We start from the raw sequence: 15,107 nt of genomic DNA on the forward strand, positions 1-15,107 counted from the left end.
GCAGGCGAGTGCGGCGTTTATCGAGGCAGCGGCAGAGGCTGTGCAGACGGCTGTGATGTCGTACCGGTTGGTGATGGCCATCGCGGACGCTGTACGGCGTCACCAGCAGCGGAAGGCGGGAAAGGAGGAGGAGCTGCCGGACGCCGAGAAGGCGATGGCCGAGGCCTCCGGCGAGGTGAAGAGGCTGCTGGCGCCGGACATCGGCGCGGCCCTGATGCAGGGTGCCGACTGGCCGCTGCTCGCCCAGCAACTGGTGGCGCTGCGCCGGGCTGGGGTGGACTTGGAGGAGATGCTCCCGCGCGTCGGCGAGATCGTGGTGACGGTGCGGGATGCCGTCGCGGTGAGTGCCGAGCGGGTGGCCGCCGAGCGCAGCGAGACGTGGACGAAGGTGCTGCGCGAGACGATGCCGGCGGGACCGGTACGCGAGGCGATTTTGTCTTCTGCGGCGTGGCCCGACATGGCGGCGACGATGGCGAGACTCGACGAGCGTGGGGTCGACGTGCGGGCGATCCTGTCCTCCGCCTACGAGGAGGGGGCTGGTGTCGATCGGGCCATCTCGGCCGCCGTGGTGCCGACCACGAGCCGGGACGCGTTGTTGTCGTACGGGCCCCTGACCACCGGGCTGGACGTCCCGAAGAATCTGGACCTGGACAACCGGGAGGTCGCCCTGCATGAGCAGTTGGCTATCGGGCGGTCGGAGAACGAGCGCTTCGTGCGGATGGTGCGTGAGGCGCTGCCCGGGCGGGAGCGTGAGGCGGACCTGCTCATCGCCTCGCGGCAGTGGCCGCTGATCGCCGCCCGGATGGCGCGCCTGGAGCAGGACGGCGAGCCGGTGGCGGAGCATCTGACCCGGCTGTCGAAGGACACGGCCTGGGCGCAGGGATCGCCGTCGAAGGTGGGCGAGCGGCTGCTCATGGCGACCAGCGACGCGCTGGTCCGGCCGGTCGGCGGACCGGCGGCGGACTCGAAGGTGGCGGTGAACACTACGGCGGCCCGCGCGCACTCGCCGAGCGTGGGCCCTACTAGGGCGCCAGCCTCCCAGGAGGCGGCGCCTGGGGAACCGGCGGTGTCCCCGCACCGCCAGGCTGGGCCTGCTCCGAAGAGCGGCAGGACGCGGTAAGGACTCCCCAGACCGGACGTGCGGCGCAGACCCGGATCGGTCTGCGCCACACGTCATTTCGGGTCAGGGGCGGGTGGCGCCGAAGTAGTCCCGCGCCGGCATGGCGGAGGTGATGGGTTCGACGCGTACGTCCTTGCCGGTGCGCGGGGCGTGCAGGACGTTGCCGTCACCCGCGTAGATGGCGACGTGGTAGATGGCGCCCTGCCCGCCGTGCGACCAGAACAGCAGATCCCCCGGCTTGAGGTCGTTGCGGGAGACGGCCTGGTCGGATGTGGCGCCGTACTGGGCGGCGGCGACGCGCGGCAGCTTGCGGATGTCCCAGTAGGCGTACTGCACGAGGCTGGAGCAGTCGAAGCCCGCGGTGTTGCTGGCCGAGCACTTGCCGTTGAGGTAGCCGTTGGTGCCGTCGCAGAAGCCGGGCGATGGGCCGCCGGGGCCGCCGCCGCCCCAGGAGTACGGGGTGCCGATCTGGGTGGCCGCCTTGCGCAGGGCGTCCGCGCCGGCGCCGGAGCCGGAGACTTCGAGGCGGCCGGGGCCCTGGAAGCGGGACATGGTCGACAGGATGGTGTGTACGTAGTTGTAGGTCTCGCCGTTGGCGAAGGACTTCGGGGGCACGCCGCGGAACTCTTCGACCCGTCCCCATCCGGCGTTGTACCCGGCAAGGGCCAGTGCCCGTACGTCGCCGCCGTAGCCCGAGTCCTTGGCCTGTCGGAGGAGGGAGCACATCATGCGGCCCTGGGCCATGACGGCGTCGCCGATGTCCCAGGGGGAGGCTTCGCCGTTGCCGTCGGCATCAAGGCCCCAGGTGTCCCAGGTGCTGGGCATGAACTGCGCGGGGCCTTGCGCGCCGACGGGCGAGGTGGCGGTGGTCTGGAACTTGGACTCCTGGTAGAGCTGGGCCGCCAGGAGCGCCGGGGTCATCGCAGGCTGTTTGCATTCGCCGTCGGCTCTGAGAATCCAGGGGCGGAACTCGGCGGGGACGGCCTGTAGACCCCCGCCTCCGTCGGATATCTCGGTGGCCTCCGCGTCTGCATCGACGAGTACGAGCGTGACCAGACCGAGGACCATCACCACGACGACGGCGAGCAGCGCGATGACAGCCCGGATGAGCACCTTCACGTGTGTGTCCCCCCGTAAAGCTTCCTTCTGCTGCCGTGTCTGTGCGTTGAGTTCCTGGCCGTACTAGATCACGAGGCGCTGGTCGCATGCCCGGTGATTCCGCGAGCTGTGGATCGCCGAGCATGCGGATAGTGCCATGAGCCAGTCGTGGACGTCGGGCATGATTGCACCTTTTGGGTGCGCAGCGGATGAGTACGACAGCGGATAGGGAAGCCGGGCCGCCACCAATAGGGTCTCGGCGTGCTCAGGAGAACAGGTGCTGGACGCGGGGTGGTTCGGTCAGCGGCATCGTCGCTGATGGCCTTCGCATTGGGACAGCGTGCGGTGCTGCCGGTCCGTCAGGGCACTAAACCGGCCCGTGGGAATGTTTCCGCGTGGCGAAAGGACAGGAAGGCGGCGCCGGGCAACGGCCGCATAGGAGTAAGGCAGGCCTTACCGGATTCAGCGTTCCGGACGGTGCCGGGGTGGCGGTCCGCCGCCTTGCAGAGGGGGCTTGCAATCGGAGCCGGATTCACCCGGGGCGTGCTTGCGTGGAAGGCCGCAGAGGGTGTGGCCGACCCTGGCCCCGCTGGACGGGGGAAATGCGGCGCGGGTTTGTCGGTGGCTCGCGCTACCCTTCGTGACCTCATAATCAAACTCTTCGTTGAATACCGGAGTTGAGGGGGAAGTGGCGTGTACACCCATGCGGTGACATCTGCCCCGGGCAGCGGTGCGATGGTGGGGCCGAGGTACGCGCTGATTCCTGTCCATGGCTACGGGATCGCAGTCGCGACGGTTGCATGCATGCTCGACGCGGACGGCGGCGGTGCGCGTGCTCGTGTCCTGGCGCCGGGAGAGCAGATCCCGTACGGGTCTCAGCCGGTGTTGCTGGCCGAGACCACGGTGTACGGGGCGACGTGCGTGGAGGAGATGCTGCGCCGCTGGGGCCCGCTGCCCAAGCCCTGGCTGGTGCTCGTTGCCGACGCCCCGGCCCGGCCGGCGGCGGACGCCCGGTACCTGGTGCGCGCCCTGGAGGCACGGCTGGCCGGGGTGGCGCGGGTCCCGTATCTGCCGGTTCTGCGAGCCGTGAAGGGCCCCGTGGAGGCCCTGGAGCACAAGGACGTCCAGACCGCGGCCGAGAAGCTGCGGCGCACGATGGAAGGAAAGTGAGCATGGCGATGGAGAAGCTCTACACGCTCGCGGGATACCTGGCGGCTCCCGGCGACCCCGCCAAGGAGGAGGGCGGCGGCGGCCTCATTCCGCCTGCCACGCCGACCAAAATCCCCGGGATGGACGGGCCCGTCGCCGAGATTTTCGGCTATGGCCTGTGGCTGCTGATCCTCGCGGGTGTGGGGGGCACGGCCTTCGGTGTCTACAAGCTCGCCGTGTCGGACAAGAGCCGCAACGGCGGCGGCAGCGAGCCGTTCAAATGGATGGGCGGCGGCATCGCGGCGATCCTCCTGTCGGGATCGCTGATCGCCATCCTCAACGGCATCGCGGGTTAGGCGGCTGACGATGGCACGTACGAGGGGGACCTGGAACACCTGGCCGATGTGGCTGGCCAGTACGGTGCTCGTTGCCGTACTCGCCCTGACCGGCTACGCGATGCTGGGCGGGGACGAGTCCGGCTCGGACGCGCCGGCCAAGGGCGGCGCGGGAGCGGGCGCGTCTGCTCCGGCCAGCACGGCACCGAGCTACGCCGCTCCTGATGAATGGACCGAGCCCGAGCGCTGGGTGGCGCTCCCGCGCGGACAGCGCACCGACAAGTACGGCAGTGAGGTCGGCTTCCCGCACACCACCGAGGGCGCCGCGGCGATGGTCGCGGCGTCCAACGAGACCGTCATGGAAGGCGACAGGTCGGCGGTCGATGAGCAGATGCGCCTCTACCACTCCTACCTGAGCCGGGATGATCAGTCGCCGCAGATCGCCGAACAGGTTGAGCAGAAGGCCAAGCAGACCGACCAGAGGCTGGCCCGGCAGTCGGGCGTGAGCGCCGGTGAGCCGCTGCCATCCGGTGCGTACATGCGCAGCAATGTGGTGGGCTATCAGGTCCTCCAGCAGTCGGCCGACGAGGTCAGCGTGTGGGTGCTGGCCCGTGTCACGCAGAAGGCGGGGGAGACGGCGAAGGAGTCCGGCGGATACACCCGCGTCCTGGCCGGCGCCCGATGGGACGGCAGCGACTGGAAGCTGTCGGGCGCGGCAACCACGCGGGCCAAGCAGGCCGCGCAGGGCAAGCCGAAGCCGACCATGGCGGCCCCCGGGGATTCGGCGTTCAACGAGGCCGGGTGGACAGCCATCCGTGAGGCATCGTGATACGTCGGGCCACAGCGCTGCTGCTCACCTTCTTCGCGGTGCTCGGCCTTGCCGTTCTCGCCCCGCAGAGCGCGGCTGCGGATGACGGCCTGGTCGGTGGCGGTGCCCAGGTCCTGTGCGAGGGCACCAGCGGCGGCATGCTGGACCTGGTTTCTGGCGGCAAGTCCGATGTTCTGTGCGACACGATCGGCGACGAGGCCCAGAAGGCCGCCAACAAGGCGTGGGATGCGGTCTGGAACAGCATCCTGGGCGACGTCATTCGGGCCGCCATGGACGTCGTGAAGTGGATCATCAAGACGCTTCTGACCGTCGCGCTCCAAGGGCCATCGCTCGACCTGGCGGCAACCGGACTGTGGAGCGGGCAAGCCACCCTGGCGGGCATGCTGACCTGGCTCGGCCTGGTCATTGCCGCATTCGGGATGATGTGGCAGATCGGCAAGATGGCCGTCACTGGCCAGTCCAAGCACCTTGGGCGGGCGATGGTGGGCTGGGTGGAGAACCTGCTCCTGTCCGCCCTGGGCGTGAGCATGTTCGCGCTGTTGCTGGCTGCCGGCGACGCGATGACCAGCGGGCTGGTGGACGCGGCCTTCGAGGACGACGGCGCCGCCTACGAGCGAATCACCAGCGTCCTGCTGCCGGCCGGGATCAAGAATCCGATCATCGTGCTGGGCGTGGTGGCTGTGCTGCTGCTGGTGGGCTTCATTCAGCTCATCATGATCTTCCTGCGGCAGAGCGCGATCCCGATCATCTGCCTGCTCCTGCCGGTGGCCGGCGGCGGCCGGGCGGGCGGTGACGTCACCCGGCAGTGGGCGCCCAAGCTCATCACGAGCGGGCTCGTCATCGTGACCTACAAGCCCATCCTGGCCGTCATCATCTGCACCGGCTTCACGGAGTTCGGGAAGGCACAGACGCTCGCGGAATGGCTGCGTGGCGTGGCCACCCTGTTCCTGGGGATCATCGCCCCCGCGCCCCTCACCAAGATCTTCGCGCCCTTCGGCGCGGCGGCCGGAGGGGGGCTGGCGTCCGGCGGGTTCAGCGCCGCACTGAACGCGGCCGCCGCGTACTTCGGTGCCCAGAAGAAGGGCCAGGGCGGCGGGGGCGAAGGCGCACCCCCCGCGACCCCGATGGCGCATGCCGACTACGTCGAGCAGCAGATGGGCCAGCAGGGCCGCGGCGCGGGCGGCAGCGCGGATGGCAGCTCAAGCGGCGGTGACAGCGATGCTGTGGCGCACGCTTCCCGGACCCAGGCCGGTGCCAAGGTGCCGGGCCAGGCGAGCGGCGAGGCCGACGCTGCCGGCGCTTCGGCGGACGGCGCGGACGGCGCCGACGGCAGCGCCGGTGATGAGGGTACGGCCGCAGGCAGCACGGCGGGTGCCGCGAGCGCCGCAGCGGCGACGGGCTCGTCGGCGACGGCCGGGACCGGTGCCCCTGCCATTGAGGTCCTGGACGGGGTCAACGACACGGTCCAGGGCGCTGCCGGAGCGGCACCGGCGACGGGCTCGTCGACGGCGGCCGGGACCAGCGCCTCTGCCGTTGAGGTCCTGGACGGGGTCAACGACATGGTCCAGGACGCTGCTGCTGGAAGAGAGGGAACGCGGTGAGTACCCACGATGTGCCCAGGAACCTGATGGTGGATCCGTTCCGGGCACGCCGCAGCGGTTTCGGCGGGCTGTCGAGAAGCGCGATCATCATCGCGGCGATGGTGCTGATGGCGGACGGGCTGATCGGTACCCAGGCGCCCCTCACGCTGCTGTTCACCCTGCCGGCGACCGGCGCGGTCATCGCGCTGGCCGCCGCGCGGCGCCACGGCATGTCCGCCCTGGCGTACTACTGGGCCAAGTTCGCCTGGCGCCGCGCCTCCCGGGCCGAGGCGACCGCCTACCGCAGGCTGCTGCTGCCGCACCCTTACGCGCTGGACCTGCCGGGCGTAGGCGCCTCCACCACGCTGATCAAGGCCTACGACCCGACCAGCGGCAAGCCGGTCGGCGTGGTCCACGACCGGGCGACGGGATACATGACCGTCACGACGCTGCTCGCACCCGGCGGCAGCCTGATGGCGCCCACCAGCGCCGTGCAGAGCAGCCTGCGGACCTGGTCGTCCGTGCTGGACTCGATGAGCACCGACGACCAGATCAAGGCAGCGTCGGTGACCATCCAGATCACCCCCGGCGCCGGGGAAGCGCTCAGCGACGACGTGAAGGCCCGTCAGGACCCGCACGCGCCGAAGTTGGCCAAGAAGGTCCTGAGCGAGCTCGTGCGCACCACCCCGCACGCCACCGCCAGCGTGGCGCCGTGGATGTCCGTCACGGTCGACCCCAGCGCCTCCGCTGACCCTCCCACGGACCTGGCCGAACAGGTCGCCGAGGCACTGAAGGTGGCCGACTCGCTGGACTTGTCCGGGACCGGGACCGACATCGAGCGCCGGGCGACCGACATCGATCTGCGCCGCCTGGTGCGCTCCGCCTACGACCCGGCCGTCTTCAACGCGCGCGACAACGAATTCGCGGATCTGAGCTGGGCGGAGTGCGGGCCGCAGGCCGCCGATGACGGGTGGGAGGAGTACGCGCACGACGGCGGCGTGTCCATCTCCTGGGTGCTGCGGGAGATGCCGCGCCGCACCATCGCCTACAGCGTGCTGCTGCCCCTGCTGGCCCCGGGCCGCTTCCAGCGCCGCATCACGCTCGCATACCGGGTCCTGGACCCACAGGAAGGCGAGGCGGTGCTGGAGCGGGAGATCAGCCACGCCCAGGACCGGGAGCGGGCGATGGCCGAGGTCAAGGGCCGCGCGAAGTGGTCACAGCGGGCAGACACCCAGCGGGCGGAGAGGGCGGCCGCCCAGATGGCCGGCGGCGCCCAGGTCGTGGACTGGACGCTGATGGTGACCGTCACCGCCCGCAGCACCACCGAGCTGCCCGCGGCCCGGCAGGAGCTGGAGCGGGCGGTGAAGGCGACGCGAGGTATCCGCATGCGCCCCGCCTACGGCGCCCAGGCCGCGATCTTCGCGGCCGGACTGCCGCTGGGCTACAGCCCCTTGGTGAAGGACTGACGAGATGGCACGCAAGCCCAAGCCGCCGGCGGTGACCACGCCCAAGCGCGTGACCCGGGTGGCCGAGCAGGCCCCGACGCGTGAAGAGCGCCAGGCACAGAAGAAGCTGAGGAGCCGGTACGCCCCCCGCCTGGGGTGGGGCGGCCGGTTCGGCGGCCGCGCCCCGGTCGAGGACTCCGGCACCGTCTACACCGGCCCCACCAGCCAGGCCGGAGGCATCTATCCGTTCCTGCTCGGCGCCGGCCTGCCGCCGCGCGGCGTGCCGGTCGGGCGGGATGTCCTGACCGGCGAGCTGGTGTGCATAGATCCCAGCGGCTGGACGGGGAAGCTGACGACCAACCCGGGTGTATGGGTCATGTCGCAGCCGGGGGCGGGCAAGAGTGCCCTGGTCAAACGCGTGTGCCTGGTGTACTCGGCGTACGGGCACATGGTGTGCGTCCCCGGCGATGTCAAGGGCGAGTACAGCACGCTGATCAGCGAACTCGGCGGCTCCGTGGTCCGCATCGGCGACGGCATCGGCCGCATCAACCCGCTGGATTCCGGCCCGCTCAAGGGCCGCGTCCAGGCGCTGCCCGCCGAGCGCCGGGAGGCGCTGCTCGACGTCCTCAACGGCAGGAGGTTGGAGACGCTGGTCGCGCTGCTGTCCACCAAGCACGGCCTCGGCCGCAGCCCCGACGAGGTCGAACGCAGCGCGCTGGACACGGCCGTACAGGTCGCCTCCGCCGCCCAGGCCTCCGACAGCGACCCCATCGTCAAGGACGTGGTCGACGTCCTGCGCGCCGCACCGGAGGAGCTGCGGGCCAAGCTGGCCGCCGAAGGGACCCGGTACCAGGACCTGACCCGCTCGGTCATCGCCGGACTGGACAACCTCATCGGCGGCCCCCTCAAGGGCCTCTTCGACGGCCCGACCACCACGCCGCTGGACATCAATGCCCCGGCCGTCTCCGTGGACATCTCCGCCCTGCGGGCCCGCGGCAACGACGTCGTCTCCGCCGGGATGATCGCCACCTGGGCGTACACCTACAGCTCCATCGACTCCGCCCGGTCCATCGGGCTGATGGATCGCAAGCTGGTGCTGCCCATGGACGAGATGTGGCGTGCCCTGCGCTCCGGCCCGGGCCTGGTCGACGCGATGGACGCGATCTCCCGCCTCAACCGCACCACCGACGACGTCACCATCTACGTCACGCACAGCCTCCTCGATGTCGAGGCGCTGCCGACCGAGATGGACAGGGCCAAGGCCCGCGGCCTGATGGACCGCTGCGACACCTGGGTGCTCGGCGCCAGCACCGAGGAGGAGCTCGGGCGGGTCACCGGCAAGCGGATGCTGACCGAGCAGGAGGTCATGATGGTCAGCTCCTGGGCGTCGGCGACGTCCACCGGACTCGACATCGCACCGAGCTACGACGGTGACAGTCCTGCCGAGGAAGAGTCCGCCCGGCACCCCGGCCGCGGCAAGTACCTGATCAAGCTGGGCACCCGGCCGGGCATCGCGGCCGCGCTCGAACTCACGCCGACCGAGCAGCGGCTGTACGCCACCGACAACAACCGGCGCCGGACGACCACAGGGGGTGGCCGCCGATGATGACGGACAACGACCGCGCATGGGCCTTCGGAGGCATCGTGTTCGGCGGGGCGGTGACGCTGTCCGCCTCCACCTGGGCCGGAGCGGCCGCCGGCGCCGTGCTGACCGGTGAGGAGGCCGCGCCCGCCTCCCCGCTGACCGTCTACCGCATGGCCAGCGACTGGTCAGCGGTCTGGACGAACTCGCCGACCGCCTCCGCCATCGGCGCCGGTCTGCTCGACATCGCCGTGATCGCCCTGGTCGTGTGGGGGCTGCGGGTGTCACTGCGCTGGTTCCACAACCCGAGCCACCTGGCCACCCTGCACCAGGTCCGTGAGCTCACCCCCACGCACGCCGCCCGCACCGCGACCCGCCTGCGCGCCTCCCTGAAGAACACCGACCCCAAGAAGGTCGAGGCCCGCGACCGGGGTGTCCTGCTCGGCGACCACCTGCCCTCCGGCGTGGAACTGCGCGGCTCCGACGAGGACACCTACGTCGCCATCATGGCGCCCCGCGCGGGCAAGTCGACGTCCCTGGCCATCCCGGTCGCCGACGAAGCCCCGGGCGCCCTGCTGATGACGTCCAACAAGGCCGACGTCTACGCCGCCACCCGCGCGTCCCGCGCGAAGGTCGGCCGGACCTGGGTGCTCGATCCCCAGGGCGTGGCCCAGGCCGAGCGGGACATGTGGTGGGACATGATCGCCCAGGCCGAGACGCTGGAGGGTGCCGAACGGCTCGCCAGCCACTTCGTCACCCAGATCACCAGCGAGCAGGCCGACCCCTTCTGGTCCCAGGCCGCCGGCGACCTGCTGGTCGGGCTGTTCCGCGCCGCCTGGTGGGAGGGCGGCAGCGTCCGCGACGTCATGAAGTGGCTGGCCGACCCCAAGGAGAAAGCACCCATGCGGGTGCTCTACCAGCACGAGCCCGTACTCGCCGAGGCAGTCGACTCCTCGGTCAACATCGCCGAAGAGACCCAGTCCGGAATCTTCCAGAACGCGCGTACGGCCGTGTCCGCGCTGCGCGACGAGAAGACCCTCGCCTGGGTGACACCGGACAAGCACCGCGAACGGTTCGACCCCGAAGCCTTCGCCACCAGCACCGACACCCTGTACCTGCTGAGCAAGAAGGGCGGCCCGATGTCGGCCGTCGTCGCCGCGTGCGCGGACGCCGTGTTCACCGCCGGCACCGAGGCGGGCGAGCGCCACGGCGGCCGCCTGCCCGAACCGATGCGCGCCGTTCTCGACGAGGCCGCCAACATCTGCAAGATCGCCGACCTGCCCGACCTGTACAGCCACCTCGGCTCGCGCGGCATCACCCCCTACGTCATCCTCCAGAGCTACCGCCAGGGCGTGAAGGCCTGGGGCGAGGTCGGCATGGACGCCATGTGGTCGGCCGCCACCAAGAAGCTGATCGGCGTCGGCCTGGACGACGCCAAGTTCGCCCAGGACGTCTCCACCCTGGTCGGCGCCCACTACGTCGGCCGCGGCTCGTACTCCAAGAGCAAGGAGGGCTACTCCCGCAGCGTCTCCGAGCAGCGCGAGCAGATCCTGGACCCCGCCGACATCCGCGCCATGAAGAAGGGCACCGCCCTGCTGATGTCCACCGGCATGCCCATCGCCCAGATCGGCCTGCGCCCTTGGTACGCGGAGAAGGCCATGGCCCACATCGGCCCCCAGATGGCCGCCGAGGAGAAGGCCATCACCAAGCGAGCCGTTGCGGCGTACGAGGAGCGGAAGGCAGCCCGCGATGCCCGATGAACCCCACGAGCCCAACTTCGACGTACCCGTGGGCCTGTTCGAAGACCTTGAAGACCTCAAGGCCCGCGTCGCCGCCCTGACCGCCCAGGTCAAAGCACTGAGCGAGGGCAGCGACACGGGCCCCGGCGAGGCCTCCGCCGACGACCAGGCGGCCGGCGAGGAAGGCGACGGCGGCGGGGAGGATGACTGGCAGTACCCGCCGTTCATCCTGCTGCTCGACCCACCCGAGTACGACGACGAACTGCGCGCCCTCATCGAATGGGTCGAGGGCGTCCTCGTCCCCGGCTACCTGGCCGAGCCGACCTCCGACGCCCGCTGGTGCCACCTGTGGTTCGAGCACCCCGTCGCCGTCGCCCGGCTCCACGCCCTGTGGCTGGCCTGGCAGGAACTCACCGACCCAGCCACCTGCGGCTACACCGGCCCCTCCGTATGGCACCGCGACCATCTCGACCCCTGCATGCGTGAGCTCCGCGCCTCCAGCGGCCCGTTCGCGGGCTGCACCAAGGGCGAGCACCAGATCGACCACCGCATGCCCGGCACCGTGCCCAGCGCCTGGCGCCATGCCGAGAACTGACCCTGCTCCACCAGCGCCGCAACATCATGTGCAGCGACTGCATGGAGGACGTCGCCCAGGAGGTCAATGGGTCTTTCTGGCCAGATAACCCGCCCCGGCGGTGCCCTTCGCGGAAGCGGAAGCCGGGCCCCCGTCGTTCTGCATGCGTACCACCGTCGTGGGGCACGGCTGGCGACGACAGAGCGGGCCCCGGCACCCCCTTGTGGAGTGCAACGCCGGGGCCCGCCGCTGCGGCCGCGCTGGCCGCTTTACTTGCCGCGTCCCTTGCGTGGCTCCGGGCCCTGTGGGTCCTGCCGGGGTGCTGAGCGGCCCGGGCTGCCCGCCGCTGGCGTGGAGCCCGGAGCGGACTTGCGTGAGCGCGCGGCCGCCGTTGTCGACCGTGCTCGCGCGGCGTTGGGGTCCGGCCTCCGGGGTCCCGGCTGCCCGGACGAAACCGGCTCGGCCTCGCCCGATGCTCGTTGGCGGGCTTGAGCGAAGGAGTTTCGGACCGTGTCCTCCGCGGCCTTCTCGCCGGGCGCGAGCCGGGCGCGGCGTACCGCTTCGTCCCGGCCCTCCGCGGTGGAAGGCAGGTCGACCTGTAGCTCGATTGGTAGGGGTGCACCGTGGGTGAGAGGTGCTTCCACGAGGAGCGTCAGCAGGGGCTTGGCCGCCTGGTGGGCAGCGCGCTCGGGGTGGGCGGAGTCGGGTGAGACCATCGCCGCCACGACCTCGGCCTCGTGCGCGAGCCGCCGTAGGACGGGACGGCTCTTGTCGTTCGTCTCCCCCCGGGCGGCCATCTCCACCACGACCGTACGCTGCTTCGCGAGCCACGATGTGGCCTCCTGGGCGGAGAACGGCAGCGCGCGCTCGTCTTGCAGCGCCTGTACGGCAGCGGGTTCTCCGAGCCAGCGCCCGTCCGGTCCTCGCTCGTTGACGTAGAGGTCGGCGCCGGAGCGGTTGGTGATGGCGATCCGGTGCACGGCGGGGCTCTGCTCGGCGGCTGCGACGGTGTCTGGCACCTTGCTGTAGGCGAGGTCCTGGAGCTCGGGCGGGGTCCAGCGGCCGCCTTCCAGGAAGCGGTCGAGGGCGTCGAGCCGACTGCGTTCCTCCCGGACAGCGAGTGCGACGACTTCAACAGGGCGGCCCGCGCGGGCGAACTCCTCCGCGGTGCCGATGGTCATGGCCGGGTCTCGGAACACGCCTTCCAGCAGCAGGCCGTAGCCGTGCTGGAGGGCGTACTGGATGCTCATCCGGACCCACGGCCCGGAGGCCTGCGCGGTCGCCGTCTCGCGGGTCTGCGCGTCCTCGGTCAGCAGCTCCTGGTACCGCGGGTGCATCGGGCGCAGTTCGTCGCCGGTCAGAGTGACGATCGCTCCGCCATGGCGCTGGGCGGTGGCGGCCATGGCCTGGCTCTTCCCGGCGGCCGGTTGCCCGCCCAGCAGCACGAGGGGCGGCTCAGCCAGCGGCTGGAAGCCGCCGAACACGAAGTCCCGGACCCGCTCATCGAAGCGCGCTCTTAACTCATCCTCGGTGAGGAAGTAGTCGCTCGGATCGCTCACCGGCCAGCCTTCAGCGTGTCAATGGCCTGCTTCCAGGAGGCGATGTGCTCCAGCAGGGCCTGCCGGTCCTGCGCCGGCACCGCGCGGCGGGCATCGCGGACAGCAAGGGCCTTTTGCCACCACCGCTCGCGCTCGGCCTCGTCGGCAGTGGTGTCAGAGCGATGGGTGTAGAGGCCGATCAGCTCGTTGGCGGTCTCCGCGAAGACGTCGTAGACCATGGCGGTCGGGGTGTTCTCGTATGAGGGAGCGTCGTTGGCCATGCGTTTCTCTCTTCGGTTGCGGGTGGCGGCCTACGCGTCAGTGCCCTTGTCGGTGACGAGTGCGGCGTAGTCGCGGCTGTGGGTGGCGTCGTGGCGGTAGCGCTCACTGCGCGCGCGGTGCTCGTCGGCGAGAGCGGGTTCCGCGCCGACGAGTTCGGCGTAGAGAGCGGCGAGGCGTTCGTTGAGGGTGGCGGTGGCCGTGAGGTTGGCCGCGAGCTGGCGGCGGCTGTCCGGGTCGGTCGCGTCCTTCAGCCGGTCGTACTCGTCGTGCGAGCGGCGCAGGTCGGCGTGGAGTTCGCTGCACTGGGCGTGCAGCTCCTGGCCGCGGGTGCGCTGAGCGTCCTCGTATGAGGCCGAGCCGGGGTGACGAGTGGCGTCGAGTCCGCCGGTGACCGCGTCGGTGCGCTCGGGGTGCAGCCGGGCGTACTGCTCGTCGATGTACGCGGCGATCTCGAGTGTGGGAGGACCGCTGTTCGGTGAGACCATCCGCCCGCGGCTGGCCCAGGTGTGCACATCCAGGCTCCAGCGTTCGTGGGCGGACTGCCGGGTGGTGCCGGCGGCGCGGGCGATCTGTTCCCAGGTGGTGCTGCGCTCCCGTTCGGCGACGACGGCGCTGCTTACCAGGATCTGGGCCTTCTTGTAGACGTCGAGGGCCTGGCGCAGCAGGTCCCCCGGCGCCACGTCGGGGTCGACGGGAACGAGGTCGAAGATGTCCTGAGCGAGGTGGGCGGCGTTCCGGGCCAGGGCGACGCGTGCTTCGTCGCGGGGGGAGAGAGTGCGCGGGCCGGTAGTGGCCGGTGCAGTGTCGGTCATGCTGTCAGGGTAGCCCTGACATGCCGTGGAGTTCAGTGGTTTCGTCAGGTTCAACCTGACAAGTGGCCGCGTCCGGACCCGGGTTGCCAGGCCCTCGACGTCACACTCGTCCGGCCGCGGCTTGTCGCCGAGGTCAGCGCGGACACCTCGATCGATCGCGGCGGCGCCTACCGTCACCCTCTCCGGTACACCCGTCTCCGCTTGGACGTGACCCCTGCCGACGTGCCACTGTTCGGGGCAGGAAACGCACCTGCAGCCGGATAGCCACGCCCCCGGACGCCTGGACGGGGAACCGGCCCGCCGCGCGGCGGCCGCCCCGCCCGTACAGGTATGCCGCCAGAGTTGATGTCCCGGGCCTCTGCCCACGATCGGGTGTGGCCGACGCCACAGGTCGAGCGGCGCGGGGATCGGCAAGCGGTGCCGCACGCGCGCGGCGTGTGCGCTGACCTGCGGGAACACGAGCGGCTATTGCACATTGGAACTCGAATAAGCAGCGCCTCGGGGGTGGGATTCCCTCCAGGAATTCCTGGAGGGCGTGGCGGTCCGTCAGGCGACGTGTTTTCGGGGGCACTTCTGGGCGCTGCTGCGGTGTATTGTTTACGTCACTTCCCCATGGGGCGCCCGGTGGGTTCACCAGCGCTGGATCCATCCGGCGAGGGGAGGTGATCGACGTGTCCGTCGGCGAGAACAAGGAGCCGGCGAACAGGACCGTTTGGCAGCGGGTTGCGGAAGCGGCCCGGACGCTCGGGGGGCTGGCCCAGGCGCTGTACTACGCGTTGCGTACGTACCGCGACTGGTAGCGGAGTCCTCCGGCGTGCGACAACGGGCCCGACCTCTTCCCAGGTCGGGCCCGTCAGGTCCTACTCGTCGAACGGACCCCGTGGGTTTGCCGGCCGGCGGCCACGGGGTCCACCCATGTGGACTGTTGCCCACCCTACACCGACAAAATAAACTCTACCAGCTTTGTCCCCCGGATTAGTTTCCGGGGGTTTCTTATTTGGGTCGTCATTATTGATTTCGGCGT

At 70.5% G+C, this 15,107-nt stretch carries 14 protein-coding genes; 10 read left to right on the forward strand and 4 right to left on the reverse strand.

Annotated elements, in window-relative coordinates; all coding sequences use genetic code 11:
- The first annotated feature begins 40 nt into the window (after positions 1-40).
- Positions 41-1,120, forward strand: a complete 1,080-nt coding sequence (locus ACZ46W_RS34705) for a hypothetical protein (protein WP_468346278.1) — start codon at positions 41-43, stop codon at positions 1,118-1,120.
- Between the two features lie 63 nt (positions 1,121-1,183).
- Here ACZ46W_RS34705 and ACZ46W_RS34710 read toward each other — a convergent pair whose 3' ends face one another.
- On the reverse strand, positions 1,184-2,239 hold the full coding sequence (locus ACZ46W_RS34710) for a C40 family peptidase (RefSeq protein ID WP_468346280.1): 1,056 nt from the start codon (positions 2,237-2,239) through the stop codon (positions 1,184-1,186).
- 783 nt (positions 2,240-3,022) lie between these two features.
- Here ACZ46W_RS34710 and ACZ46W_RS34715 point away from each other — a divergent pair.
- The 8 genes from ACZ46W_RS34715 to ACZ46W_RS34750 are packed head-to-tail and all read left to right on the forward strand — an operon-like array spanning position 3,023 to position 11,472.
- A complete protein-coding gene (locus ACZ46W_RS34715) occupies positions 3,023-3,388 on the forward strand; it encodes a hypothetical protein (RefSeq protein ID WP_468346282.1) in 366 nt (121 codons plus the stop codon).
- A gap of 2 nt (positions 3,389-3,390) precedes the next feature.
- Complete coding sequence (locus ACZ46W_RS34720; RefSeq protein WP_468346284.1) at positions 3,391-3,723, forward strand: hypothetical protein; 333 nt, start codon at positions 3,391-3,393, stop codon at positions 3,721-3,723.
- 10 nt (positions 3,724-3,733) lie between these two features.
- The gene (locus tag ACZ46W_RS34725; protein ID WP_468346286.1) at positions 3,734-4,531 is read left to right on the forward strand and encodes a hypothetical protein; all 798 of its coding nucleotides are present in this window, start codon (positions 3,734-3,736) and stop codon (positions 4,529-4,531) included.
- The gene (locus ACZ46W_RS34730; RefSeq protein WP_468346288.1) at positions 4,528-6,132 is read left to right on the forward strand and encodes a hypothetical protein; all 1,605 of its coding nucleotides are present in this window, start codon (positions 4,528-4,530) and stop codon (positions 6,130-6,132) included. Before ACZ46W_RS34725 ends, ACZ46W_RS34730 begins: the two co-directional genes overlap by 4 nt.
- Complete coding sequence (locus ACZ46W_RS34735) at positions 6,129-7,577, forward strand: SCO6880 family protein (RefSeq protein WP_468346290.1); 1,449 nt, start codon at positions 6,129-6,131, stop codon at positions 7,575-7,577. Before ACZ46W_RS34730 ends, ACZ46W_RS34735 begins: the two co-directional genes overlap by 4 nt.
- Before the next feature lie 4 nt (positions 7,578-7,581).
- Positions 7,582-9,162 (forward strand): ATP-binding protein, encoded by a 1,581-nt coding sequence (locus ACZ46W_RS34740; RefSeq protein WP_468346292.1) that lies wholly within the window; start codon positions 7,582-7,584, stop codon positions 9,160-9,162.
- Entirely contained in the window at positions 9,159-10,898 is a 1,740-nt protein-coding gene (locus tag ACZ46W_RS34745) for a type IV secretory system conjugative DNA transfer family protein (protein WP_468346294.1), read from the forward strand. The genes ACZ46W_RS34740 and ACZ46W_RS34745 overlap by 4 nt, the downstream gene beginning before the upstream one ends.
- The gene (locus ACZ46W_RS34750) at positions 10,888-11,472 is read left to right on the forward strand and encodes a DUF4913 domain-containing protein (RefSeq protein WP_468346296.1); all 585 of its coding nucleotides are present in this window, start codon (positions 10,888-10,890) and stop codon (positions 11,470-11,472) included. Before ACZ46W_RS34745 ends, ACZ46W_RS34750 begins: the two co-directional genes overlap by 11 nt.
- A gap of 248 nt (positions 11,473-11,720) precedes the next feature.
- Here the strand turns inward: ACZ46W_RS34750 and ACZ46W_RS34755 are convergent, their stop codons facing one another.
- Genes ACZ46W_RS34755 through ACZ46W_RS34765 form a run of 3 tightly spaced genes read right to left on the reverse strand, consistent with a single transcriptional unit; the run spans position 11,721 to position 14,083 of the window.
- Positions 11,721-13,010: a zeta toxin family protein gene (locus ACZ46W_RS34755; protein WP_468346298.1), complete on the reverse strand. Its 1,290-nt coding sequence runs from the start codon at positions 13,008-13,010 to the stop codon at positions 11,721-11,723.
- Complete coding sequence (locus ACZ46W_RS34760) at positions 13,007-13,270, reverse strand: hypothetical protein (protein WP_468346300.1); 264 nt, start codon at positions 13,268-13,270, stop codon at positions 13,007-13,009. The genes ACZ46W_RS34755 and ACZ46W_RS34760 overlap by 4 nt, the downstream gene beginning before the upstream one ends.
- 30 nt (positions 13,271-13,300) lie before the next feature.
- Positions 13,301-14,083 carry a hypothetical protein gene (locus tag ACZ46W_RS34765; RefSeq protein ID WP_468346302.1) on the reverse strand — a complete coding sequence of 261 codons (783 nt, stop codon included), beginning with the start codon at positions 14,081-14,083 and terminating at the stop codon, positions 13,301-13,303.
- Positions 14,084-14,745: 662 nt separating this feature from the next.
- On the opposite strand from ACZ46W_RS34765, the gene ACZ46W_RS34770 reads away from it, so the two are divergent.
- Complete coding sequence (locus ACZ46W_RS34770) at positions 14,746-14,883, forward strand: hypothetical protein (RefSeq protein ID WP_468346304.1); 138 nt, start codon at positions 14,746-14,748, stop codon at positions 14,881-14,883.
- Positions 14,884-15,107 lie beyond the last annotated feature (224 nt).

This window comes from Streptomyces sp. NPDC031064, from assembly GCF_055570965.1.

Bases quoted from the DNA above. Each gene is read 5' to 3' on its own strand.
- ACZ46W_RS34715 (WP_468346282.1), top strand. From the start codon at position 3,023: ATGCTCGACGCGGACGGCGGCGGTGCGCGTGCTCGTGTCCTGGCGCCG.
- ACZ46W_RS34720 (WP_468346284.1), top strand. From the start codon at position 3,391: ATGGCGATGGAGAAGCTCTACACGCTCGCGGGATACCTGGCGGCTCCC.
- ACZ46W_RS34745 (WP_468346294.1), top strand. From the start codon at position 9,159: ATGATGACGGACAACGACCGCGCATGGGCCTTCGGAGGCATCGTGTTC.
- ACZ46W_RS34725 (WP_468346286.1), top strand. From the start codon at position 3,734: ATGGCACGTACGAGGGGGACCTGGAACACCTGGCCGATGTGGCTGGCC.
- ACZ46W_RS34760 (WP_468346300.1), bottom strand. From the start codon at position 13,270: ATGGCCAACGACGCTCCCTCATACGAGAACACCCCGACCGCCATGGTC.
- ACZ46W_RS34750 (WP_468346296.1), top strand. From the start codon at position 10,888: ATGCCCGATGAACCCCACGAGCCCAACTTCGACGTACCCGTGGGCCTG.
- ACZ46W_RS34765 (WP_468346302.1), bottom strand. From the start codon at position 14,083: ATGACCGACACTGCACCGGCCACTACCGGCCCGCGCACTCTCTCCCCC.
- ACZ46W_RS34740 (WP_468346292.1), top strand. From the start codon at position 7,582: ATGGCACGCAAGCCCAAGCCGCCGGCGGTGACCACGCCCAAGCGCGTG.